This is a genomic window from Streptomyces echinoruber (assembly GCF_014651135.1).
GTDB lineage: Bacteria > Actinomycetota > Actinomycetes > Streptomycetales > Streptomycetaceae > Streptomyces > Streptomyces echinoruber.
In genome coordinates, this window is sequence record NZ_BMWH01000052.1 from 1 (window position 1) to 19,492 (window position 19,492).

At 73.3% G+C, this 19,492-nt stretch carries 17 protein-coding genes; 9 read left to right on the forward strand and 8 right to left on the reverse strand.

Translation table 11 applies throughout. The annotated features are described in order from the left end of the window. Positions 1–615: 615 nt before the first annotated feature. Positions 616–1,257, reverse strand: coding sequence for a DNA-3-methyladenine glycosylase (locus tag IE225_RS31760; RefSeq protein ID WP_190061131.1), 642 nt, complete (start codon positions 1,255–1,257; stop codon positions 616–618). Positions 1,258–1,448: 191 nt separating this feature from the next. Between IE225_RS31760 and IE225_RS31765 the strand changes: the two genes are divergently transcribed. The 3 genes from IE225_RS31765 (at position 1,449) to IE225_RS31775 (ending at position 3,555) form a co-directional block, all read left to right on the forward strand. Beyond that, positions 1,449–2,231 carry a sporulation protein gene (locus IE225_RS31765; protein WP_190061132.1) on the forward strand — a complete coding sequence of 261 codons (783 nt, stop codon included), beginning with the start codon at positions 1,449–1,451 and terminating at the stop codon, positions 2,229–2,231. A 50-nt stretch (positions 2,232–2,281) separates the two neighbouring features. Then, positions 2,282–2,821 carry a YbhB/YbcL family Raf kinase inhibitor-like protein gene (locus IE225_RS31770; RefSeq protein WP_190061133.1) on the forward strand — a complete coding sequence of 180 codons (540 nt, stop codon included), beginning with the start codon at positions 2,282–2,284 and terminating at the stop codon, positions 2,819–2,821. A 224-nt stretch (positions 2,822–3,045) separates the two neighbouring features. Next, complete coding sequence (locus IE225_RS31775; RefSeq protein WP_190061134.1) at positions 3,046–3,555, forward strand: HNH endonuclease; 510 nt, start codon at positions 3,046–3,048, stop codon at positions 3,553–3,555. A gap of 143 nt (positions 3,556–3,698) precedes the next feature. Here the strand turns inward: IE225_RS31775 and IE225_RS31780 are convergent, their stop codons facing one another. The 3 genes from IE225_RS31780 to IE225_RS31790 form a co-directional block, all read right to left on the reverse strand. Beyond that, entirely contained in the window at positions 3,699–4,655 is a 957-nt protein-coding gene (locus tag IE225_RS31780; RefSeq protein ID WP_190061135.1) for an SPFH domain-containing protein, read from the reverse strand. 223 nt (positions 4,656–4,878) lie between these two features. After that, positions 4,879–5,310 (reverse strand): NfeD family protein, encoded by a 432-nt coding sequence (locus IE225_RS31785; protein ID WP_190061136.1) that lies wholly within the window; start codon positions 5,308–5,310, stop codon positions 4,879–4,881. Positions 5,311–5,403: 93 nt separating this feature from the next. Continuing rightward, positions 5,404–6,201: an ABC transporter ATP-binding protein gene (locus tag IE225_RS31790; protein WP_190061137.1), complete on the reverse strand. Its 798-nt coding sequence runs from the start codon at positions 6,199–6,201 to the stop codon at positions 5,404–5,406. Between the two features lie 150 nt (positions 6,202–6,351). On the opposite strand from IE225_RS31790, the gene IE225_RS31795 reads away from it, so the two are divergent. Beyond that, a complete protein-coding gene (locus IE225_RS31795) occupies positions 6,352–7,140 on the forward strand; it encodes an Rv1486c family protein (RefSeq protein ID WP_190061138.1) in 789 nt (262 codons plus the stop codon). Between the two features lie 80 nt (positions 7,141–7,220). Here the strand turns inward: IE225_RS31795 and IE225_RS31800 are convergent, their stop codons facing one another. From IE225_RS31800 to IE225_RS31810, 3 genes are all read right to left on the reverse strand, one after another. Next, positions 7,221–7,475: a chaplin gene (locus IE225_RS31800; RefSeq protein ID WP_190061139.1), complete on the reverse strand. Its 255-nt coding sequence runs from the start codon at positions 7,473–7,475 to the stop codon at positions 7,221–7,223. A gap of 207 nt (positions 7,476–7,682) precedes the next feature. Further along, positions 7,683–8,324: a response regulator gene (locus tag IE225_RS31805; RefSeq protein WP_190061140.1), complete on the reverse strand. Its 642-nt coding sequence runs from the start codon at positions 8,322–8,324 to the stop codon at positions 7,683–7,685. Beyond that, entirely contained in the window at positions 8,317–9,489 is a 1,173-nt protein-coding gene (locus IE225_RS31810; RefSeq protein WP_190061141.1) for a GAF domain-containing sensor histidine kinase, read from the reverse strand. Before IE225_RS31810 ends, IE225_RS31805 begins: the two co-directional genes overlap by 8 nt. Before the next feature lie 332 nt (positions 9,490–9,821). Between IE225_RS31810 and IE225_RS31815 the strand changes: the two genes are divergently transcribed. From IE225_RS31815 to IE225_RS31825, 3 genes are all read left to right on the forward strand, one after another. After that, positions 9,822–10,520 carry an SDR family NAD(P)-dependent oxidoreductase gene (locus IE225_RS31815; RefSeq protein ID WP_190061142.1) on the forward strand — a complete coding sequence of 233 codons (699 nt, stop codon included), beginning with the start codon at positions 9,822–9,824 and terminating at the stop codon, positions 10,518–10,520. After that, positions 10,517–11,716 carry an S-adenosylmethionine:tRNA ribosyltransferase-isomerase gene (locus tag IE225_RS31820; protein ID WP_190061143.1) on the forward strand — a complete coding sequence of 400 codons (1,200 nt, stop codon included), beginning with the start codon at positions 10,517–10,519 and terminating at the stop codon, positions 11,714–11,716. Before IE225_RS31815 ends, IE225_RS31820 begins: the two co-directional genes overlap by 4 nt. A gap of 308 nt (positions 11,717–12,024) precedes the next feature. Next, positions 12,025–12,861, forward strand: a complete 837-nt coding sequence (locus IE225_RS31825) for a transglycosylase SLT domain-containing protein (protein WP_190061144.1) — start codon at positions 12,025–12,027, stop codon at positions 12,859–12,861. Between the two features lie 147 nt (positions 12,862–13,008). Here IE225_RS31825 and IE225_RS31830 read toward each other — a convergent pair whose 3' ends face one another. After that, a complete protein-coding gene (locus IE225_RS31830) occupies positions 13,009–15,534 on the reverse strand; it encodes an ABC transporter ATP-binding protein/permease (RefSeq protein WP_190061145.1) in 2,526 nt (841 codons plus the stop codon). Positions 15,535–15,790: 256 nt separating this feature from the next. On the opposite strand from IE225_RS31830, the gene IE225_RS31835 reads away from it, so the two are divergent. Beyond that, on the forward strand, positions 15,791–17,929 hold the full coding sequence (locus IE225_RS31835; RefSeq protein ID WP_190061146.1) for a streptophobe family protein: 2,139 nt from the start codon (positions 15,791–15,793) through the stop codon (positions 17,927–17,929). Positions 17,930–18,153: 224 nt separating this feature from the next. After that, entirely contained in the window at positions 18,154–19,389 is a 1,236-nt protein-coding gene (gene serB, locus IE225_RS31840) for a phosphoserine phosphatase SerB (RefSeq protein ID WP_190061147.1), read from the forward strand. Positions 19,390–19,492: the final 103 nt, after the last annotated feature.

Here is a 19,492-nt window from a genome sequence, read left to right on the forward strand (position 1 = left end):
TGTTAAGCACGCCGCCAGCGTTCGTCCTGAGCCAGGATCAAACTCTCCGTGAATGCCTTCCCCGGTACTCCGGGGCAACCACCACGAGAGCGGAACCAGGAAGGAGGAATCGTCCCCCCGGCTCCCAGCGTCCTCGCTGTGTGTGTTTCAAAGGAACCTCGCCACCAGACCGGACGGCCCGGCGGACGGGGCATCAACATATCTGGCGTTGACTTTTGGCACGCTGTTGAGTTCTCAAGGAACAACCGCTTCCTTCGTACTCACCCCGGACCCCTCGGTCCCGGGCTTTCCTCCGGGCGCTTCCCTTCGGTGTTTCCGACTCTATCAGATCCTTTGCTTGATCCGATTCCCGGTCGGCGGGATGTCCAGTACCGGCGGACTTCCGTCCGTCGGCCTTTCGACATTCACTACGCTAGCCGATTTCCCCGGCACCTCATAATCGAGTTCCGCGGAGTTCGGAATTCGGGCACGCAGGCACGCCGAATCCGGCCCCGCCGAAGGGGAAGTCGTAGGTAGTGGGTGTACCGCTCCCGGTCACCGGTGATCGCCGATCACGGCACCGGTTCCAGCGGCTCGGGCCACATTACGGACCTGCGGGCGGCGCGTCAAGTCGCGTCAGGTGCGCCGGCGGCGGGGCACGTGGGCCCGGTAGGGGCTCACCGTCGGGTCGTTGGTGATCCAGAAGCGCCAGGGGTGGACGGCGCCGTCGCCGGCCACGCCGGTGCGGGGGCCGCTGCTGACCTGGTCGGTGGGGACGGGGGTGCCGGCGAGGATGCGCAGGGGGGTGTCGCCGGAGGCGCAGGCGTCGGTGCCGTTGAGGGCGCGGTCCACGCCCAGGGCCGTCGCCAGGCGGGCGGGGCCTTTGGCGAGTTCCTTGTCGTTGCGGGCCGAGAGCCGTCGGGTGCGGGCGAGCTCGGCGCCCTCGACGATCTCGCCGGCGCGCAGCAGGACGGCGCTGGCGCGGCCCTCGGGTCCGCACACGAGGTTCATGCAGAACCACATGCCGTAGGTGAAGTAGACGTACACGTGTCCGGGCGGGCCGAACATGACTTCGTTGCGGGGGGTGCGGCCACGGTAGGCGTGGGAGCCGGGGTCGTTCGGGCCGTCGTATGCCTCGACCTCCGTCAGGCGGAGCGCGATCGGGCCGTCGGAGGTGCTGCGGACGAGGACGCGGCCCAGCAGATCGGGGGCGACCTCCAGGACGGGCCGGTCGAAGAACTCCCTGGGCAGGGGCGTACGGTCGGGGGTCGCGATCATGCCCTCCGAGCGTACTGCACGCGGATCGGCGCGTGGGGGTGGTCGGCGGGCGCCGGTCTTGCCAGGGTGTGGGCGCCGGATGCGGTGCGGAACCGGTCACGGCCGGATCGCGTTCTCAGGGATCAGGGATCCACGGGATCAGGAATCAGAGATCAGGGATCCACGGCTGGAGAGTTGGGAGAGGGAGAGAGATGGCGTTCAAGAAGCTGCTGGCGAGCCTGGGGGCCGGCGGGGCCTCGGTCGAGACGGTGCTGGCGGAGGACAACGTGGTGCCGGGCGGTGTCGTCCAGGGTGAGGTGCGCATCCAGGGCGGGTCGGTCAACCAGCAGATCGAGGGACTGTCGGTCGGGCTGCAGGCCAAGGTCGAGGTGGAGAGCGGCGACCAGGAGTACCGGCAGGACATCGAGTTCACGAAGGTGCGGCTCGGCGGCGCCTTCGAGCTGCGGGCGAACGCGGTGCACGCGGTGCCGTTCACGCTGGACATCCCGTGGGAGACGCCGGTCACGATGATCGACGGGCAGACGCTGCGCGGCATGCACATCGGAGTGACGACGGAGCTGGCGATCGCGCGGGCGGTGGACTCCACGGACCTGGACCCGATCAACGTGCATCCGCTGCCGGCGCAGAAGGCGATCCTGGACGCGTTCATCCAGCTCGGGTTCCGGTTCAAGAACGCGGACATGGAGCGCGGGCACATCCGGGGAACGCGGCAGAAGCTGCCGTTCTACCAGGAGATCGAGTTCTTCCCGCCGCAGCAGTACCGGGGCCTGAACCAGGTGGAGCTGAGCTTCGTGGCGGACGAGCACGCGATGGACGTCGTGCTGGAGATGGACAAGAAGCCGGGTCTGTTCAGCGAGGGCAGCGACACCTACCGGGCGTTCCAGGTGGGGCTGCACGACTACCAGGGGACCGACTGGGCGGCGTACCTCCACCAGTGGATCGCCGAGGTGGGCAGCAAGCGCAGCTGGTTCTAGTCGCGGGACTAGTCTCGGGAACGAACGATTCCCGATCAGGAGGTACCGAGGTGACCGAGCTCAAAAGGCCGCCGCTGCCGCACGACTTCCACCCGCCCGTGCCGTCGTTCACCGTGACGAGCGACGACATCGAGCCGGGCGCGCGGCTCAAGGACGCCCAGGTCTACGCGGGCGGCAACACCTCGCCGCAGCTGCGGTGGGAGGGTTTCCCGCCGGAGACCAAGAGCTTCGCCGTCACGTGCTTCGACCCGGACGCCCCGACGGGCAGCGGGTTCTGGCACTGGGTCGTGTTCGACATCCCGGCCTCGGTGACGGAACTGCCGGCGGGTGCGGGCAGCGGCAGGTTCGAGGGGCTGCCGGAGGGCGCCGTGCAGGTGCGCAACGACTACGGCAGCAAGGAGTTCGGCGGTGCGGCGCCGCCGCCCGGGGACGGCCCGCACCGGTACGTGTTCACGGTGTACGCCGTGGACCAGGAGAAGCTGGGCCCGGACGCGGACGCCACGCCCGCGGTGGTCGGCTTCAACCTGCGGTTCCACACGCTGGCGCGGGCTCAGCTCATCGGCGAGTACGAGGTGCCCGCGGAGGGCTGAGCCCCGGGCCGGGCGAGGGGTGATTTTCAGCCGACCGTTCACCGTACGTTTTCCCGCCCCTGGTCTTGGAAGTGATCAGGGGCGGGCATTTTTGTTCCCGGGGGCCGCGGGGGCCACCCCTCTCGCGGGAGCGGCGGATATTGCGTTGTCCATCCCGGCGTGCCCGGCCAAAGTTGGTCCCAGCCCGCCAGGGGGTGGGCCGGTGCACACGGGAGGTGGGCTGGATGCGGGACACGCTGGTGCTGAACGCGAGCTTCGAGCCGCTGTCGACGGTGACCCTGAACCGGGCCGTCGTGCTGGTGCTCCAGGACAAGGCGGTCGTCGAGCAGGCCCATCCCGAACTGCGGATGCGCGGAGCCGCGGTCGACATACCGGCACCCCGGGTGATCCGGCTGTGCAGGTACGTACGGGTGCCCTTCCGAAGACAGGCTCCGTGGTCGCGGCGGGGGGTGCTGGTGCGGGACCGGCACCGGTGCGCGTACTGCGGGAAGCGCGCGACGACCGTGGACCACGTGGTGCCGCGGTCGCAGGGCGGCCGGGACACGTGGCTGAACACGGTCGCCGCGTGCGCGGAGGACAACCACCGCAAGGCGAACCGCACTCCTCAGGAGGCGGGGATGACGCTGCTGCACCAGCCGTTCGAGCCGACGCCGGCCGACGCGATGCTGCTGGCGCTGGGCCGGGAGGACTTCGACACGCTGCCGGAGTGGCTGGCCCGGTCGACGGCGGCGTAGGCGGTCGCGGGCGCGTGTGACGGTGGCCCGCCCCTCGGGCGAGGGGCGGGCCACCGTCGTGTCGTGGGCGCCGTGGATGCCGTGGATGCCGTGGATGCCGTGGGCAGGGTGCCCGGTCGCCTCAGTTGATCCTCAGTCGGTCCTCAGTCGATGGGGGGCCGTTCACGGCGTTCGCCGGTGCCCCGGTTGCCGCCGGAGGTGCCGCCGCCGCCCGCATTGCCGTTGGTGGGCGCGAAGTTGCCGAAGGCGCCGGAGAGGCCCTTGAGGGCGTCGCCGATCTCGCTGGGGACGATCCAGAGCTTGTTGGCGTCGCCCTCGGCGATCTTCGGGAGCATCTGCAGGTACTGGTAGGAGAGCAGCTTCTGGTCCGGGTCGCCGGCGTGGATGGACTCGAAGACGGTGCGGATCGCCTGGGCCTCGCCCTCGGCCTTGAGGGCGGCGGCCCTGGCCTCGCCCTCGGCGCGCAGGATCGCGGCCTGCTTCTCGCCCTCGGCGGTGAGGATGGCGGCCTGGCGGGTGCCTTCCGCGGTGAGGATGGCGGCGCGCTTGTCGCGGTCGGCGCGCATCTGCTTCTCCATCGAGTCCTGGATGGAGGTGGGCGGCTCGATGGCCTTGAGCTCGACGCGGTTGACGCGGATGCCCCACTTGCCGGTGGCCTCGTCGAGGACGCCGCGCAGGGCGGCGTTGATCTCCTCGCGGGAGGTCAGGGTGCGCTCCAGGTCCATGCCGCCGATGATGTTGCGCAGCGTGGTGACGGTGAGCTGTTCGATGGCCTGGATGTAGCTGGCGACCTCGTAGGTCGCGGCCCGCGGGTCGGTGACCTGGTAGTAGATGACGGTGTCGATGTTGACGACCAGGTTGTCCTGGGTGATCACCGGCTGCGGCGGGAAGGGGACGACCTGTTCGCGCAGGTCGATGCGGTTGCGGATGGTGTCGATGAACGGGACGACGATATTGAGGCCCGCGTTCAGGGTCCGTGTGTAGCGGCCGAAGCGCTCGACGATGGCGGCACTGGCCTGCGGGATGACTTGGATGGTCTTGATCAGGGCGATGAACACCAACACCACCAGGATGATCAAGACGATGATGACCGGTTCCATCGTCGCTCCCCGTACCCTTCTCCGCCTCGGCGCTCGGAAGATCGCTCTCGGAAGATCTTATGGTTGTTGAAGATCTTGCTGGTCGAGTCTGGCAGAACCGCGCGGGACGTGCCGGGTGTTCACCGCGGTTGGACGTTCACACCGGCCGGGTGTTCACTCCGGCCGGGTGTGCGCCCGGGTCGCGTCGCGCGAGGGTCGTGCCGGTCGTACCGGTCGTGCCGGATCAGAGGACGATCGCCGTCGCCCCCTCGATGTCGACGACGTCCACCTGCTGGCCCACCTCGTAGGTGCGGTCGGTGTCGAGGGCGCGTGCCGACCACACCTCCCCGGCGAGCTTGATACGGCCGCCGGTGCCGTCGACGCGTTCCAGCACGACGGCCTGCTTGCCCTTCAACGCGTCGATGCCCGTGGCCAGTTGGGGGCGCTGCACGGTGTACCGGGCCGCGAGGGAGCGGACGACGGAGATCAGGGCGACCGAGACGACGACGAAGACGAGGACCTGCAGGACGACTCCCGCGCCGAGTCCGGCGGCGACCGCGGCGGCGACGGCTCCCACGGCGAACATCCCGAACTCGGGCATGGCGGTCATCACGAGCGGGATGCCCAGCGCCGCGGCGCCGACGAGCCACCACACCCATGCGTCGATGTCGTTCACGTTGTCATGGTAGGGCCACGGGTGCCCGGCGGACAGGGCGCGCGGGGCGGGGCGGGGGCGCGCTCAGGACATCAGGGCAGTGCCGGCACAGCGTCAGGACAGCGGCAGGCCCTGCGCCGTCCAGCGGTCGCCGACGCGCTCGACGACGAGCGGGAGGCCGAAGCAGTGGGAGAGGTTGCGGGAGGTGAGCTCCAGGTCGATCGGGCCGGCGGTGAGGACCTTGCCCTGGCGGAGCATCAGAACGTGGGTGAAGCCGGGCGGGATCTCCTCCACGTGGTGCGTGACCATGATCATGGAGGGGGCGATGGGGTCGCGGGCGAGGCGACCGAGGCGGCGTACGAGATCCTCGCGGCCGCCGAGGTCGAGTCCGGCGGCGGGCTCGTCGAGGAGCAGCAGCTCGGGGTCGGTCATCAGGGCGCGGGCGATCAGGGTGCGCTTGCGCTCGCCCTCGGAAAGGGTGCCGAACTTGCGGTCGAGGTACTCGGACATGCCGAGGCGGTCCAGGAAGGCGCGGGCGCGCCGCTCGTCGACCTCCTCGTAGTCCTCCCGCCAGGTGGCCGTCATGCCGTAGGCGGCGGTGAGCACGGTCTGCAGGACGGTCTGGCGCTTGGGCAGCTTGTCGGCGAGGGCGATGCCGGCCACGCCGATGCGGGGGCGCAGCTCGAAGACGTCGGTGCCGGGCCTGCCGAGGGTCTCGCCGAGGACGGTGGCGGTGCCGGTGCTGGGGAAGAGGTAGGTGGAGGCGACGTTGAGGAGGGTGGTCTTGCCCGCGCCGTTCGGGCCCAGGATGACCCAGCGCTCGCCCTCCTTGACCGACCAGGAGACCTGGTCCACCAGAGCCCGGCCCTCGCGGACCACGGATACGTCCTGAAGCTCCAGAACATCGCTCATGAGCGCGTTGTCTCCCCTTGCAGTCGGCCGGTCTCGGCTGTCGCGTACGCCTGTGGATCGGGCCGCCGCGCCGGTGGGCGCAGCCCTGAACGAATCTACGCCACAGGTCGGCCCGGCCATTCCATCGGTCCGGTCCTTAGGGTGGGGGGCATGCTGTCGGAACCGCGTTCTGGACGCCTCGCCGCTTGGGGAAACGCCTTTTTCGCCGGACTCGTCCCGCCTGATGACACCGTGACCGCGATCGTCGGGGACGACGCCGTCCACCGGGTGGAGGGGCTGCCGGGCGAGCCGGCGCCCGTGGGGATCGCGCTGGCGCTGGGGCGGCTGCGGTCGCTGGGCGCGACGGGGCTGCGGGTCGCGCTGCCCGCGCCGGGGCATCCGCTGGGGCTGAGCGGGCCGCCGGAGTTCAACGCGCGGGCGCTGGAGGCTGAGGAGGCGGTGGTCTGCCACGGGGCCGCGTACGGGCTGGTGCCGGAGGTGCACGAGGCCGGGCCCGAGGGCGACGTGCACACCGAGGTGGTCTGGCACTGCCTGCCGGTGCGGGAGGCACCGCCCGCCGACGTGCCCTCGCTCGGGGAGGCCGAGCGGGAGCTGGCGGAGGCCCTGCGGGAGGCGACGGAGGTGCTGACGCGGCTGGACGTCGCCGGGTCGGGGCCGGTGGCGGAGGCGGCGATCGACGCCTACCGGGCACGTGCCGACAAGGGCGGGGAGGTGCTCGCCCCCGGCTATCCGGGGCGTGCCGTGCGGGTGCTGGAGATGGCGCGGCGGGTCGGGCTGCTGGTCCGCGTCGCGTACGAGAACGGGCCCGGGGGCGCGGTGAGCGCCGGCGAGATGGCGGCGCGGGCGGCCGCGCTGCGGCCGGTGGAGCGGACGGCTCGGCGGGCGCGGGTCGCCGCGTACAACTCCGTCGTGGAGGAGCGGGAGCGGGGGGTGCGGTGACGGGTGCCCGCGGCTCGTGGGAGGACCTCCCGGGCGGGAGTCCCGGGAGGTCCTGCGGTGGGAACGGCGGCGGGCCGGGGTCAGCGGTTGAGGCCGAGGTTGCCGAAGGCGGGGTTCAGCACACCGATGACGTTCACGCTGTTGCCGACGGCGTTGACCGGGGCGTGGACCGGCGCCTGGATCAGGTTGCCGGAGACGACGCCCGGGGAGCCCGCGGCCGCGCCGGCGGCGTGGGCGCCGTGGGTGCCTTCGGTGGCGGAGGCCACACCGGCTCCGGCGGCCATCAGGCCACCGGCCACCATCGTCACGGCCACTGCCTTCTTCAGGTTCTTCACTGTCGAAACCCCTCCTTGCGATCACTGCGGCAGGCGCCGCAGCACGCACTGGAGAACGGCCGGGGCCGGCCCGGGATACGCCGTTCGGGCGACATTCCCACGACAGTATGAATCTCGGTCCGGAGGGGAACCTTCCGCGTGGTCACCGGGCCCCGGAGACCGGCCGGTCAGGCGATCAGGCGGCCAGGCGGCCAGCCGGTCAGCCGGTCATCCGGTCAGGCCGTGGCGTACGGCCCACAGCGCCGCCTGGGTGCGGTCCGCGAGGTCGAGCTTCATCAGGATGTTCGACACGTGCGTCTTCACCGTCTTCTCGGACAGGACGAGCGCGCGGGCGATCTCCCGGTTGGAACGGCCGTCCGCGATGAGGCCGAGCACCTCGCGCTCCCGCTCGGTGAGCGCACCCGCCCTGCCCTGGCCGCCACCGCCCTCCTCCTGGGTGAGCAGGGCGTCGGCGACCTCGGGCTGGAGCAGTATGTGCCCGGCGTGCACCGAGCGGATGGCGCCGGCGAGGGCGTCGGGGTCCACGTCCTTGTAGACGTACCCGGCGGCGCCCGCGCGCAGGGCCGGGACGACCGTGCGCTGCTCGGTGAAGCTGGTGACGACGAGCACGCGCGCGGGGTTGCCGAGCTCGCGGAGCCGGCGCAGCGCCTCGACGCCGTCCATGCCGGGCATCTTGATGTCCATCAGGACGACGTCGGGCCGGAGTTCCTCGGCGCGGGCGACCCCCTCGGCGCCGTCCGCGGCCTCCCCCACCACCTCTATGTCGTCCTGTACCTCCAGAAAGGTGCGCAGGCCGCGGCGGACCACCTGGTGGTCGTCGACGAGCAGCACCCTGACCGGGTCAGCCACCGGGGACCTCCATCTCGATCGTGGTGCCCTTGCCGGGCGCCGATTCCACGGTGAGGCGGCCGCCGACGCCGTTGGCCCGGTCCCGCATGGAGACCAGGCCGAGGTGGCGTCCGGCGCGGCGCACGGAGCGCGGGTCGAAACCGCGGCCGTCGTCGGCGACGCGCAGCACGGCCTTGCCGCCGCGCCGCTCCAGGGTGACGTCGACACGCCGGGCGCCGGAGTGCCGCAGCGCGTTGTGCAGGGCCTCCTGGGCGACGCGGAGCATCGCCTCCTCCTGGGCGGAGGGCAGGGCCCGCACGCCGTCGGCGGTGAAGGTGACACGCGCGGTGTGGGCGCGGTCGAGGACCTGGACCTGGGTGCGGAGGGTGGCGACGAGGCCGTCCTCGTCCAGGGCAGCGGGCCGCAACTCCACGACGGCGGCGCGCAGTTCGTCGGCAGCCTCGGCGGCGAGGGCGGCCACCCGCCGCAGTTCGCCCTTGGCGCGCGCCGGGTCGCGGTCGACGAGGCGGGCGGCGGCCTGCGCGGTCAGGCGCAGGGAGAAGAGCTTCTGGCTGACGGCGTCGTGCAGTTCGTGGGCGAGCCGGGAGCGCTCCTCGGCGATGGTCAGCTCGCGGCTGCGCTCGTACAGGCGGGCGTTGGTGAGGGCGATCGCCGCGTGCTGGGCGAGGATGGACAGCAGCTCCTCGTCCTCCTCGGTGAAGCCGCAGCCGCCCCGCGGCTCCCGGCCCGGGGAGTGCTCCCCCGCGGGACGCCGCTTGTTGGCCAGGAACAGCGCGCCGATGACCTCGTCGCCGTCGCGGACGGGCAGGCCCAGGAAGTCGGCCAGTTCGGGGTGGGCGGCGGGCCAGCCCTCGAAGCGGGGGTCCTTGCGCACGTCGGCGAGGCGCTCGGCCTTCGCCTCCTGCAGCATCGCGGCGAGGATGCCGTGCTGGCGCGGCAGGGGGCCGATGGCGCGCCACTGCTCGTCGCTGACGCCGTCGACCACGAACTGGGCGAAGCCGCCGTGGTCGTCGGGGACGCCGAGGGCGGCGTACTCGGCGTCGAGCAGCTCGCGGGCCGAGGCGACGATCGTCTTCAGGACGTCGCGCACCTCCAGGTGCCTGCTCATGGCCAGCAGCGCGGAGCTCACCGCGGCGAGACCGGACCGGGGGCCTTGTCGACTCATGTCCTCACGGTACCGGCGGGGGTGGCCGGCCGGATCGGACCAGTGACGGCCCCGGAGTGGACCGGTGGTCCTAGGACCGCGGCCGCGGGTCGGGGCGGCGGTCCGCGGGCCTTGCGGAACCGGGCGGTGGCCCGCGGGCCTACGGCTCCGGGCGGCGGCCCTTGGGCCTACGGCGGCGGGCGGCGGACCGTGGGCTTACGGCTCCGGGCGGCGGACCGCGGCCCTAGGGCGAGGGGACCGGGCGGGTTGCGGCCCGTGGCCGAGGCGGCCCGGAGGGTGCCGTTCCTACGGTGAGGACGCGCCGGACGGGAGCGCGGAACGGAGGAACGGCCATGTCGGTGGCGATCGTCACGGGGGCGTCGAAGGGGCTGGGGCGCGCCCTGGCCGAGGCGCTCGCGGCGCGCGGCTGGGACCTGGTGCTGGACGCCCGGGGCGCCGGCGCGCTGAAGGAGGCGGAGGCGGCGGTGGCCGCGCACGGCACGCGGGTGGCGGCGCTGCCCGGGGACGTCGTGGACGCCGGGCACCGGGCCGCGCTGGTGGCGGCCGCCCGCGAGCTGGGCGGGGTCGACCTGCTGGTGCACAACGCGAGCGCGCTGGGCGCCGAGCCGCTGGTCACGCTGGCCCACTTGCCGCTGTCCGGGCTGCGCAGGGCGCTGGAGGTGAACACGGTGGCCGCGCTCGGCCTGGTCCAGGAGGCGCTGCCGGCGCTGCGCGCCTCGGCGGCGGGCGCGGTGATCGCGGTCAGCTCGGACGCGGCCGTCGAGGCGTACGCCACGTGGGGCGGCTACGGGGCGTCCAAGGCGGCCCTGGACCGGCTGGCGGCGGTGCTGGCCGTGGAGGAGCCGGCGCTGCGGGTGTGGGCGGTGGACCCCGGGGACATGGCGACGGAGCTGTACGCGGCGGCCGTACCGGACGACGACGCGCCGCGGCCGGCGCCGGCGCGTGTGGTGCCGGCCTTCCTGCGGCTGCTGGACGAGCGGCCGGACAGCGGCCGGTACACGGCGTCGGCTCTGCTCGCGCAGGGGCGGTGACACCGGTGCTGCGGGTGCCGGAGGAGCTGTCGGCGCGGGTGCCGGCGGAGCAGCGCGGCCCCGGGCTGGACCGGGACGCCGTACGGCTGCTGGTGTCGCACGGCACCAAGGTGTCGCACCACGCGTTCCGGGAGCTGCCGCGGCTGCTGCGGGCGGGGGATCTGCTGATCGTGAACACCTCGCCCACGCTGCCCGCCGCGGTGGACGGCCGGCTCGGGGACGCGCGTGTGGTGGTGCACTTCTCCACGCGCGGCGACGACGGGCGGTGGGCCGTGGAGCTGCGGGATCCGGACGGGCGGGGCACCACGCGCCCGCGCGCGGGGAGAGGGGTGGGGGCGGCGGGCGCTTCCGTGGTGCGGCTGCCGGCGGGTGTGAGGCTGGTCATGGAGGAGCCACTGAGCGCGCGTGGGGACCGGTTGTGGTGGGTACGCGCGTCCGGAGCGGACGTGGGCGGGCTGCTGCGGGAGTACGGGCGGCCCATCCGGTACGCCTACACGGAACGGGACCAGCCGCTGTCGGCGTACCAGACGGTGTTCGCGCTGCCGTCGCCGGACGGGGCGGGCAGCGCGGAGATGCCGAGCGCGGCGCGGCCCTTCACGGCGCGGCTGGTGGCGGAGCTGGTGAGCCGGGGGGTGCAGTTCGCGCCGGTGACGCTGCACACGGGCGTGTCGTCGGCGGAGGCGCACGAGCCGCCGTATCCGGAGCGGTTCGCGGTGCCGGAGGCGTCGGCGCGGCTGATCAACGCCGTGCGGGCGGGGGACGGCAGGGTCGTCGCCGTGGGGACGACGGCGGTGCGGGCGGTGGAGTCGGCGGCCGGGCCGGACGGGGTGGTGCGGGCGGCCGCGGGCTGGACGAACCTGGTGGTCATGCCGGAGCGCGGGGTGCGGGTCGTGGACGGCCTGCTGACCGGACTGCACGAGCCGCAGGCCTCGCACCTGCTGATGCTGGAGGCGGTCGCGGGGCGGGCGGCGGTGGACCGCGCGTACGAGGAGGCGCTGCGCGGGCGCTACCTGTGGCACGAGTTCGGGGACGTGCATCTCCTTCTCCCCGGGCCTTCCGGGCGTCCTCCCAGGAAGCCCCGGGAGCTCGGGGAGCCCGGGGAGCTCGGGGAGCCCGGGGAGCCCGGGAAGCCCGGGACCCCCGGAAAGCCCGGGCAGACGCCTCACGCTGCGCGTCGCGACAGCAACGCGGGGTGAGGCCGGCGGGCCGCCGGTGTGAGCCCGCGCACAGGGCGTACCTCACGTACGAGGGCCCTTAGGAGACCGGGGATCAGCCGCGTGAGCGGGGCAGACGGTCCGATCTGCCCCGCTTTCGCATTCCCTGATCCACTACCCGGGGTCGTATGTCGCACTTTTGCCGTAAATTTTTGCGGCCGCTAAGAATGACTGCCGTCGCTCAGCGCCGCGGGTTTTCCGCCCGCGGCGTTCGTGCGGGACGTACCCGTCTCCCCGCCACCTCGACGTCCGAGGAGCGATTCCGCGTCATTCGAAGAGGTCCCTTTCGCATGCCCAAGTACAGCCTCCTCGGCGGCTGCAGTCGCCGCCTGACCACAACCCACAGGATCGCGCTCGCCGGCGCCGGCACGCTGAGCGCCGCCGCCCTCGCGCTCGCCGCGGTCCCCGGCGGCGGCCACACGACCACGGCCGAACCGGCCTCCGCCGGCCGCCAGGTGGCGTACGGCTCGGAGCGACTCCACGGCGTCAAGGGCGGCGTCACCGGCGTCACCGGCGTCACCGGCGTCACCGGCGTCAAGGGCAGCGTCACCGACCAGATGGCGGACGTCGGCGTCAAGCTCGAGGCCATCGAGGCGAGGAAGAAGGCCGCCGCCGAGGCGGCCCGGAAGGCCGCCGCCGCGAAGAAGGCGGCCGCCGAGGCCGCCGCCCGGAAGCGGGCCGCCGCGCAGAAGGCCGCCGCCGAGGCCGCCGCGAAGAAGCGGGCCGAGGCCGCGCGCAGGGCCGGTCAGGCCGCGAACCGCTCCGCGCAGCGCCCGCGGATGCGGACGGTCGCCGCCCAGTCCTACGCCAACAACCTGGACGGCTGGATCCGGCACGCGCTGGACATCATGAAGGAGCGCCGCATCCCGGGCTCCTACCACGGCCTGTACCGCAACATCATGCGGGAGTCGTCCGGCAACCCCCGCGCCATCAACAACTGGGACATCAACGCCATCAACGGCGTGCCGTCCAAGGGCCTGCTGCAGGTGATCCCGCCCACCTTCGCCGCGTACCACGTGCCGGGCACGTCGTGGGACATCTACGACCCGGTCGCCAACATCACCGCCGCCGCCAACTACGCGGCGCACCGCTACGGCTCCATCGACAACGTCTACAGCGCGTACTGAGAGGCAGGCGCGGGCCTTTCGACCGCACACGCGAAGGGCGGCACCCTCCTGACGGGGTGCCGCCCTTCGGCTCGTACCGGCCGGCTCGCCTGCCGTACGGTCCGCCGGCTCGCGCACGACTGCTCGCGCACGCCTACTTGCACATGGCTACTTGCGCATGACCTCGGGTTCGTGACGGCGCAGGAAGCGGGCGACGAGGAAGCCGCAGATCACGCCGAGCGCGATCAGCGCGGCCATGTCCATGGACCAGGCCGAGGCCTGATGGTCCCACAGCGGGTCGGTGCTGGTGGGGTCGTCGGTGTTCGGGCTGATCTTGTTGAAGTCCAGCGTGGTGCCGGCCGCGGCGACCGCCCAGCGCGACGGCATCAGGTACGAGAACTCGTTGACGCCGGCCGTGCCGTGCAGGGTGAACAGGCAGCCGGTGAAGACCACCTGGATGATGGCGAACATCACCAGCAGCGGCATGGTCTTCTCGGCGGTCTTCACCAGCGAGGAGATGACCAGGCCGACCATCATCGAGGTGAAGCCGAGCGCCATGACGGGCAGGCACAGCTCGACGAGGGTGGCGTGGCCGAGGATCAGGCCCTGGTCGGGGATCTCCCGGCTGGAGAAGCCGATCACGCCGACCATGAGTCCCTGCAGCACGGTGATGGCGCCCAGCACGATCACCTTGGACATCAGGTACGCCGAGCGGGACAGGCCGGTGGCGCGCTCCCGTTCGTAGATGACCCGCTCCTTGATCAGCTCGCGCACCGAGTTCGCGGCCCCGGCGAAGCAGGCGCCGACGGACAGGATCAGCAGGACGGTGGTGGCCGTGCCGTTCGGCACGGGGATGCCGGTGCGCGGGTTGACCGGGTTGACCAGCAGGCCCTTGTCGGAGTCGATGAGCAGGCTGACCGCGCCCAGCACGGCGGGCAGGATCACGGTCAGCGCCATGAAGCCCTTGTCGGAGGCGATGACCGCGCAGTAGCGGCGGACCAGGGTCAGCAGCTGCGAGCCCCAGCTCTGCGGCTTGGGCGGCCTGATCGCCTGCGGCGGCGGCATGTGCACGGCCTGCGGGGCGACGGCGTCGATGTCCGCGGCGTACCGCTGGTAGTGCTGCGAGCCCTTCCAGCGGCCCGCCCAGTCGTAGTCGCGGTAGTTCTCGAAGGCGGAGAAGACGTCGGCCCAGCTGTCGTAGCCGAAGAAGTTCAGCGCCTCCTCGGGCGGGCCGAAGTAGGCCACCGAACCGCCCGGCGCCATCACCAGCAGCTTGTCGCACAGCGCCAGTTCGGCCACCGAGTGGGTGACGACGAGGACCGTGCGGCCGTCGTCGGCCAGGCCGCGCAGCAACTGCATGACGTCGCGGTCCATGCCCGGGTCGAGGCCGGAGGTCGGCTCGTCCAGGAAGATCAGCGACGGCTTGGTCAGCAGCTCCAGGGCGACGGAGACGCGCTTGCGCTGGCCGCCGGAGAGGGAGGTGACCTTCTTGTCGGCGTGGATGTCGAGCTTGAGCTCGCGCAGCACCTCGTCGATGCGGGCCTCGCGCTCGGCGGCCGTGGTGTCGGCCGGGAAGCGCAGCTTGGCCGCGTACGTGAGGGCCTTCTTGACGGTCAGCTCCTTGTGCAGGATGTCGTCCTGCGGCACCAGGCCGATGCGCTGGCGCAGTTCGGCGAACTGCTTGTACAGGTTGCGGTTGTCGTACAGCACTTCGCCCTGGTCGGCGGGCCGGTAGCCGGTGAGCGCCTTCAGCAGCGTCGACTTGCCGGAGCCGGAGGGGCCGATGACCGCGACGAGGGACTTCTCCGGCACGCCGAAGGAGACGTCCTTCAGGATCTGCTTGCCGCCGTCGACCGTGACGGTCAGGTGGCGGGCGGAGAAGGACACCTCACCGGTGTCGACGAACTCCTCGAGCCGGTCGCCGACGATGCGGAACGTCGAGTGGCCCACGCCGACGATGTCGGTCGGGCCGAGCTGCGCCGAGCCGCCCTTGGGGATCGGCTGGCCGTTGACGTACGTGCCGTTGTGCGAGCCGAGGTCGCGGATCTCGAAGCGGCCGTCGGGCGTGGCGTGGAACTCCGCGTGGTGGCGGGAGACCTGCAGGTCGGAGACGACCAGGTCGTTCTCCAGCGAGCGGCCGATGCGCATGACGCGGCCCAGCGCGAACTGGTGGAACGTGGTCGGGCTGCGGTCGCCGTGGACGGGTGGCGCCCCCGCCGCCCCACCGGGCACCTTCTGCACGAGGTTCTCCACCGGGCCCACCGGGCCCTGCTGCTGCGGGATCGACGGCGCCTGCTGCCAGCCCTCTTGGGGAGCCGGCTGCTGCGGCGCCGGCCGGCCCCAGCCGGGGTCGGCGCCCTGCGCCGCGTACGGCTGCTGCTGCGGCTGCGCGACCGCGGCCGCGGCGGCCGTCAGGTTCAGGCGCGGCCCGTCGGTGGCGTTGCCGAGGTGCACCGCCGAGCCGGGGCCGATCTCCACCTGGTGGATCCGCTGTCCCTGCACGAAGGTGCCGTTGGTGCTGCCGACGTCCTCGATCACCCAACTGCGGCCGTTGAAGGCGATCGTGGCGTGCCGCCAGGAGACCCTGGCGTCGTCGAGGACTATGTCGCCCTGCGGATCACGCCCAAGGGTGTAGGTCCTGGACGGATCGAGCGTCCAGGTACGTCCATTCGATTCCAGTACGAGTTCCGGCACTCCATGCCCCACTGAGTTGTCCCCCGAGTTGCCCCCGTCGCAGGGAGTCTAGGGATGTCGAACATCGGGAGGAACTATTCCAGGCCCACGGCTCTGACCGAAAGTCGGGCCTTGTGGAGACGGCGTACGCCGGTTTGCGCAGGCGCCGTTGACGGAAGGGAAATCCGGCCGGACAGTGGTAATCCGGGCGAGTCCTGGCAGAACAGCCGCGCGCGGTGGCCGCGCGGGACCCGCGCCGCGGATCGGGGGGACTGCCATGGGCTTGGCCGCGCACACCGGTACGGCGAAGGACGGCGGGCGGCCGGCCGGGCTGCCCTGGGCGGACCTGGTGCTGTCCGCGATCGCCGCGGTGAGCTGGGCGTTGATCGGCATGGCGGGCACGGCCGCGCTGGGTCTGCACCTGCTGCGGGCGGACACGGCCGGTTCCTTGGGGCCGATGACCGCGGCGGTGGTGGCCCTCGGGGCGGGCGGGACGGTGACGCCCTCCGGTGACATGTCCGCCTTCGGTCTGAAGGGGGCCGAGGCGCACACCGCCGTCGAGATCGCGCCACTGGGCGTGAGCCTGGTGGGAACGCTCGTGCTGTCCTGGTTCTTCCTGCGGTCCCTGCGCGCCGCGGGAGCCGGCGTCCGGCCGGCCGAACTCCTCGCGCGCGCGGGCGCGGTGGCCGCGCTGTTCGTGGCGGTGCTGGGCGGACTGGCCTGGGTGGGGCACGACGTGGTGACGATCGACGGGGGCGCCCTGGGAGCCCTGGGGCTCGACCGGCGCCTGCCGGGCACGGGCGGCTCCGCGGGGCCGCGGATCCCGGGCCTGGGCGACCTCGGAGATCTCGGCGGGCTGCTGCCGCAGCGGATCGGCGACCTCGTGGACGCCAAGGCGCGGGTGGGCTTCGCCGTCGACACCGGGCCCACGCTGCTGGGCGGGCTGTGCTGGGTGACCGGCGTCCTGCTGATCGCCCTGCTCGCCTCGCGCCGCACTCCCCTGCCGCGCGGCTGGCGGGCGGTGCACCGGGGGGTCCGGCCGGCCGTCTCCGCGCTCGTCGCCGTCCTGCTGCTCGCGGTCGCGGCGGGCCTGGTGGCGGCGGCGTACGCGGCACTCGGCGACGACCACCCGCGGCGCGTCGTGGGCGCCGCGCTGCTCGGCGCGCCCAACGGCACATGGCTCGGCGTGTCGATCGGCCTGCTCGTGCCGTGGGACGGCTCGGCGAGCGGCGCCCTCACCGCGTCGCTGCCGCATCCCCTGGACGAGCTGCTGCGCGCCGGCTCCACCCGGCCGGTGACCCTGGGGCGGCTGGCCGACCTGGACGGGCGGGTGTGGCTGCTGGGGGTCGGCGCCGGGCTGCTGATGCTGGTGGCGGGGGTGCTGACGGCGGTGCGGACGCCGGTGGGGGCGGCGGCTCGGCAGGCGGGGGCGACTCGGCGGGCGGACGCGACTCAACGGATGGGTGCGGCCCGGTTCGCGGGGCGGTGCGCGGTGGCCCTGGGGGCGGCCACGGCCGTCGCCCTGCCGCTGCTCGCCCGGCTCGCGGAGGTCTCGGCGAGCGCCTCCCTGTCCGTGTTCGGCCTCGACGCGTTCGGCGCCGGTGTCGAACTGCGCGGACACCCGGGGACGGCCCTGCTGCTCGGCGCGGTGTGGGGAGCGGCGGCCGGGGCCGCCGGGGCGCTGCTGGCCCGGGCGGTCGGCGCGGCGGGACGGCGGGCGGTCCCGGCGGCGGTGTCCCCGCCGGCGGGCGTGCGCGCGCCGGCGGGCGTACGCACGCTGCGGCCGGAGGGCGTCGGGGCGGCGGGCGTCGGGGCGGCGGGCGTCGGGGCGGAGGGCGTCGGGGCGGAGGGCGTCGGGGCGGAGGGCGTCGGGGCGGCGAGCGCCGGGGCGGCGGGTGCGGCACGACGGAGCGGGGACGCCGACTGGGGGCGGAGAGCCGGGTCTCCTCCCGACCGGAACGCCCACGGGGAGCCGGGAGACGGACCACACTCCGACCGGAACACCCACGGGGAACGGGGAGACGGGCCGCGACCGGGCGGGGGCGAGGACGCCGGGGACCGGAACGGCCACGGCGGTCACGGGGCCGGCAGTCCCCCTGTGCAGCAGCCGCCCGGGCCGTACGCGCCCGGCCGGCCGTACCGGCCGCCGAACCCGGCCACCAATCCGTACCTGCGGGTGCCCGAGGACGCGCCGGAGCCGGTGGACGCGCCGCCGCCCTCGGGCGGGCAGGAGGCGCCGGACGCGGGCGGGACGCCCCCGGACGACGTGTACGGCGCCCCGACCGTGGCCCGGCCCCTCGGACTCCCGCCGCGGCGGCCGCCGTCCCGGCCGCGGCCCAGGCCGCCGGAGGAGTGGCCGCCGCCTCCGCCGCCTCCACCACCTCCGCCGTCTCCGCCGAGTGGGGGACGGGGCTGACCCACGGCGGTCCGCGGCACCGCCGCGCTGCGGCTACTGCGGCCACTGCGGCGCCGGGCCTTCGAGGTTTCGGGCCTTCGAGGTTTTGGGGTTTTGGACCTTCGGAGCCGGGCCGCCGTGGCCCGCCGGTCAGGCGGACGCCACCGAACCGCCCTCCACTGTTCGCCGTCCGCCAGGCGGACCGGCGCGGCGGTCGGTGCAGGTCGCCGGATACGGTGGAGGTCGTGAGCGCAACACAGACCTCCGACGCCCCCACCCTCCTCGTCAAGATCTTCGGCAAGGACCGGCCGGGCATCACGGCCGGCCTCTTCGACACCCTCGCCGCCTACTCCGTCGACGTGGTCGACATCGAGCAGGTCGTCACCCGGGGGCGGCTGACCCTGTGCGCGCTCGTGACCCAGCCGGCCGCGGAACTCGAGGGCGACCTACGGGCCACCGTGCACAACTGGGCCGAGTCGATGAAGATGCAGGCGGAGATCATCTCCGGCATCGGCGACAACCGTCCGCGCGGTCTCGGCCGTTCGCTGGTCACGGTGCTCGGGCACCCGCTCACCGCACAGGCCACGGCGCGCATCGCCGCGCGGATCGCGAACGCGGGCGGCAACATCGACCGCATCTTCCGGCTGGCGAAGTATCCGGTGACGGCGGTGGAGTTCGCGGTGTCCGGCGTGGAGACCGAGACGCTGCGCACCACGCTGGTGACCGACGCGGCGGCGCTGGGCGTCGACATAGCGGTGGTCTCGGCCGGGTTGCACCGCCGGGCGCAGCGCCTGGTCGTCATGGACGTCGACTCCACGCTCATCCAGGACGAGGTGATCGAGCTCTTCGCCGCGCACGCGGGCTGCGAGGAGAAGGTCGCCGAGGTGACGGCGGCGGCGATGCGCGGCGAGCTGGACTTCGAGCAGTCGCTGCACGCGCGGGTGGCGCTGCTGGCGGGCCTGGACGCGTCGGTGGTGGACAAGGTGCGCAGCGAGGTGCGGCTCACGCCGGGGGCGCGCACCCTGATCCGCACGCTGAAGCGGCTCGGCTACCAGGTCGGCATCGTCTCGGGCGGGTTCACGCAGGTCACCGACGACCTCAAGGAGCGGCTGGGGCTGGACTTCGCCCAGGCCAACACGCTGGAGATCGTCGACGGGAAGCTGACCGGCCGGGTGACCGGCGAGATCGTGGACCGGGCGGGCAAGGCGCGGCTGCTGCGCCGGTTCGCCGCCGAGGCGGGCGTGCCGCTGTCGCAGACGGTGGCGATCGGCGACGGCGCCAACGACCTGGACATGCTGAACGCGGCCGGGCTGGGCGTCGCCTTCAACGCCAAGCCGGTTGTGCGCGAGGCGGCGCACACCGCGGTGAACGTGCCGTTCCTGGACACGGTGCTGTACCTGCTGGGGGTGACCCGCGAGGAGGTGGAGGCGGCGGACGCCGTCGAGGAGGGGGATGCGGCGGACGCCGGCGAGGAGGGCTGAGCCGCCCCGTCCCGGGGCGGTGCCGTCGCCCCGGGTGCGGTGCCGCTGTCGCGGGGCGGCACGTCACGGCGAGGGGCCCGGCACCGCGGCGGTGCCGGGCCCC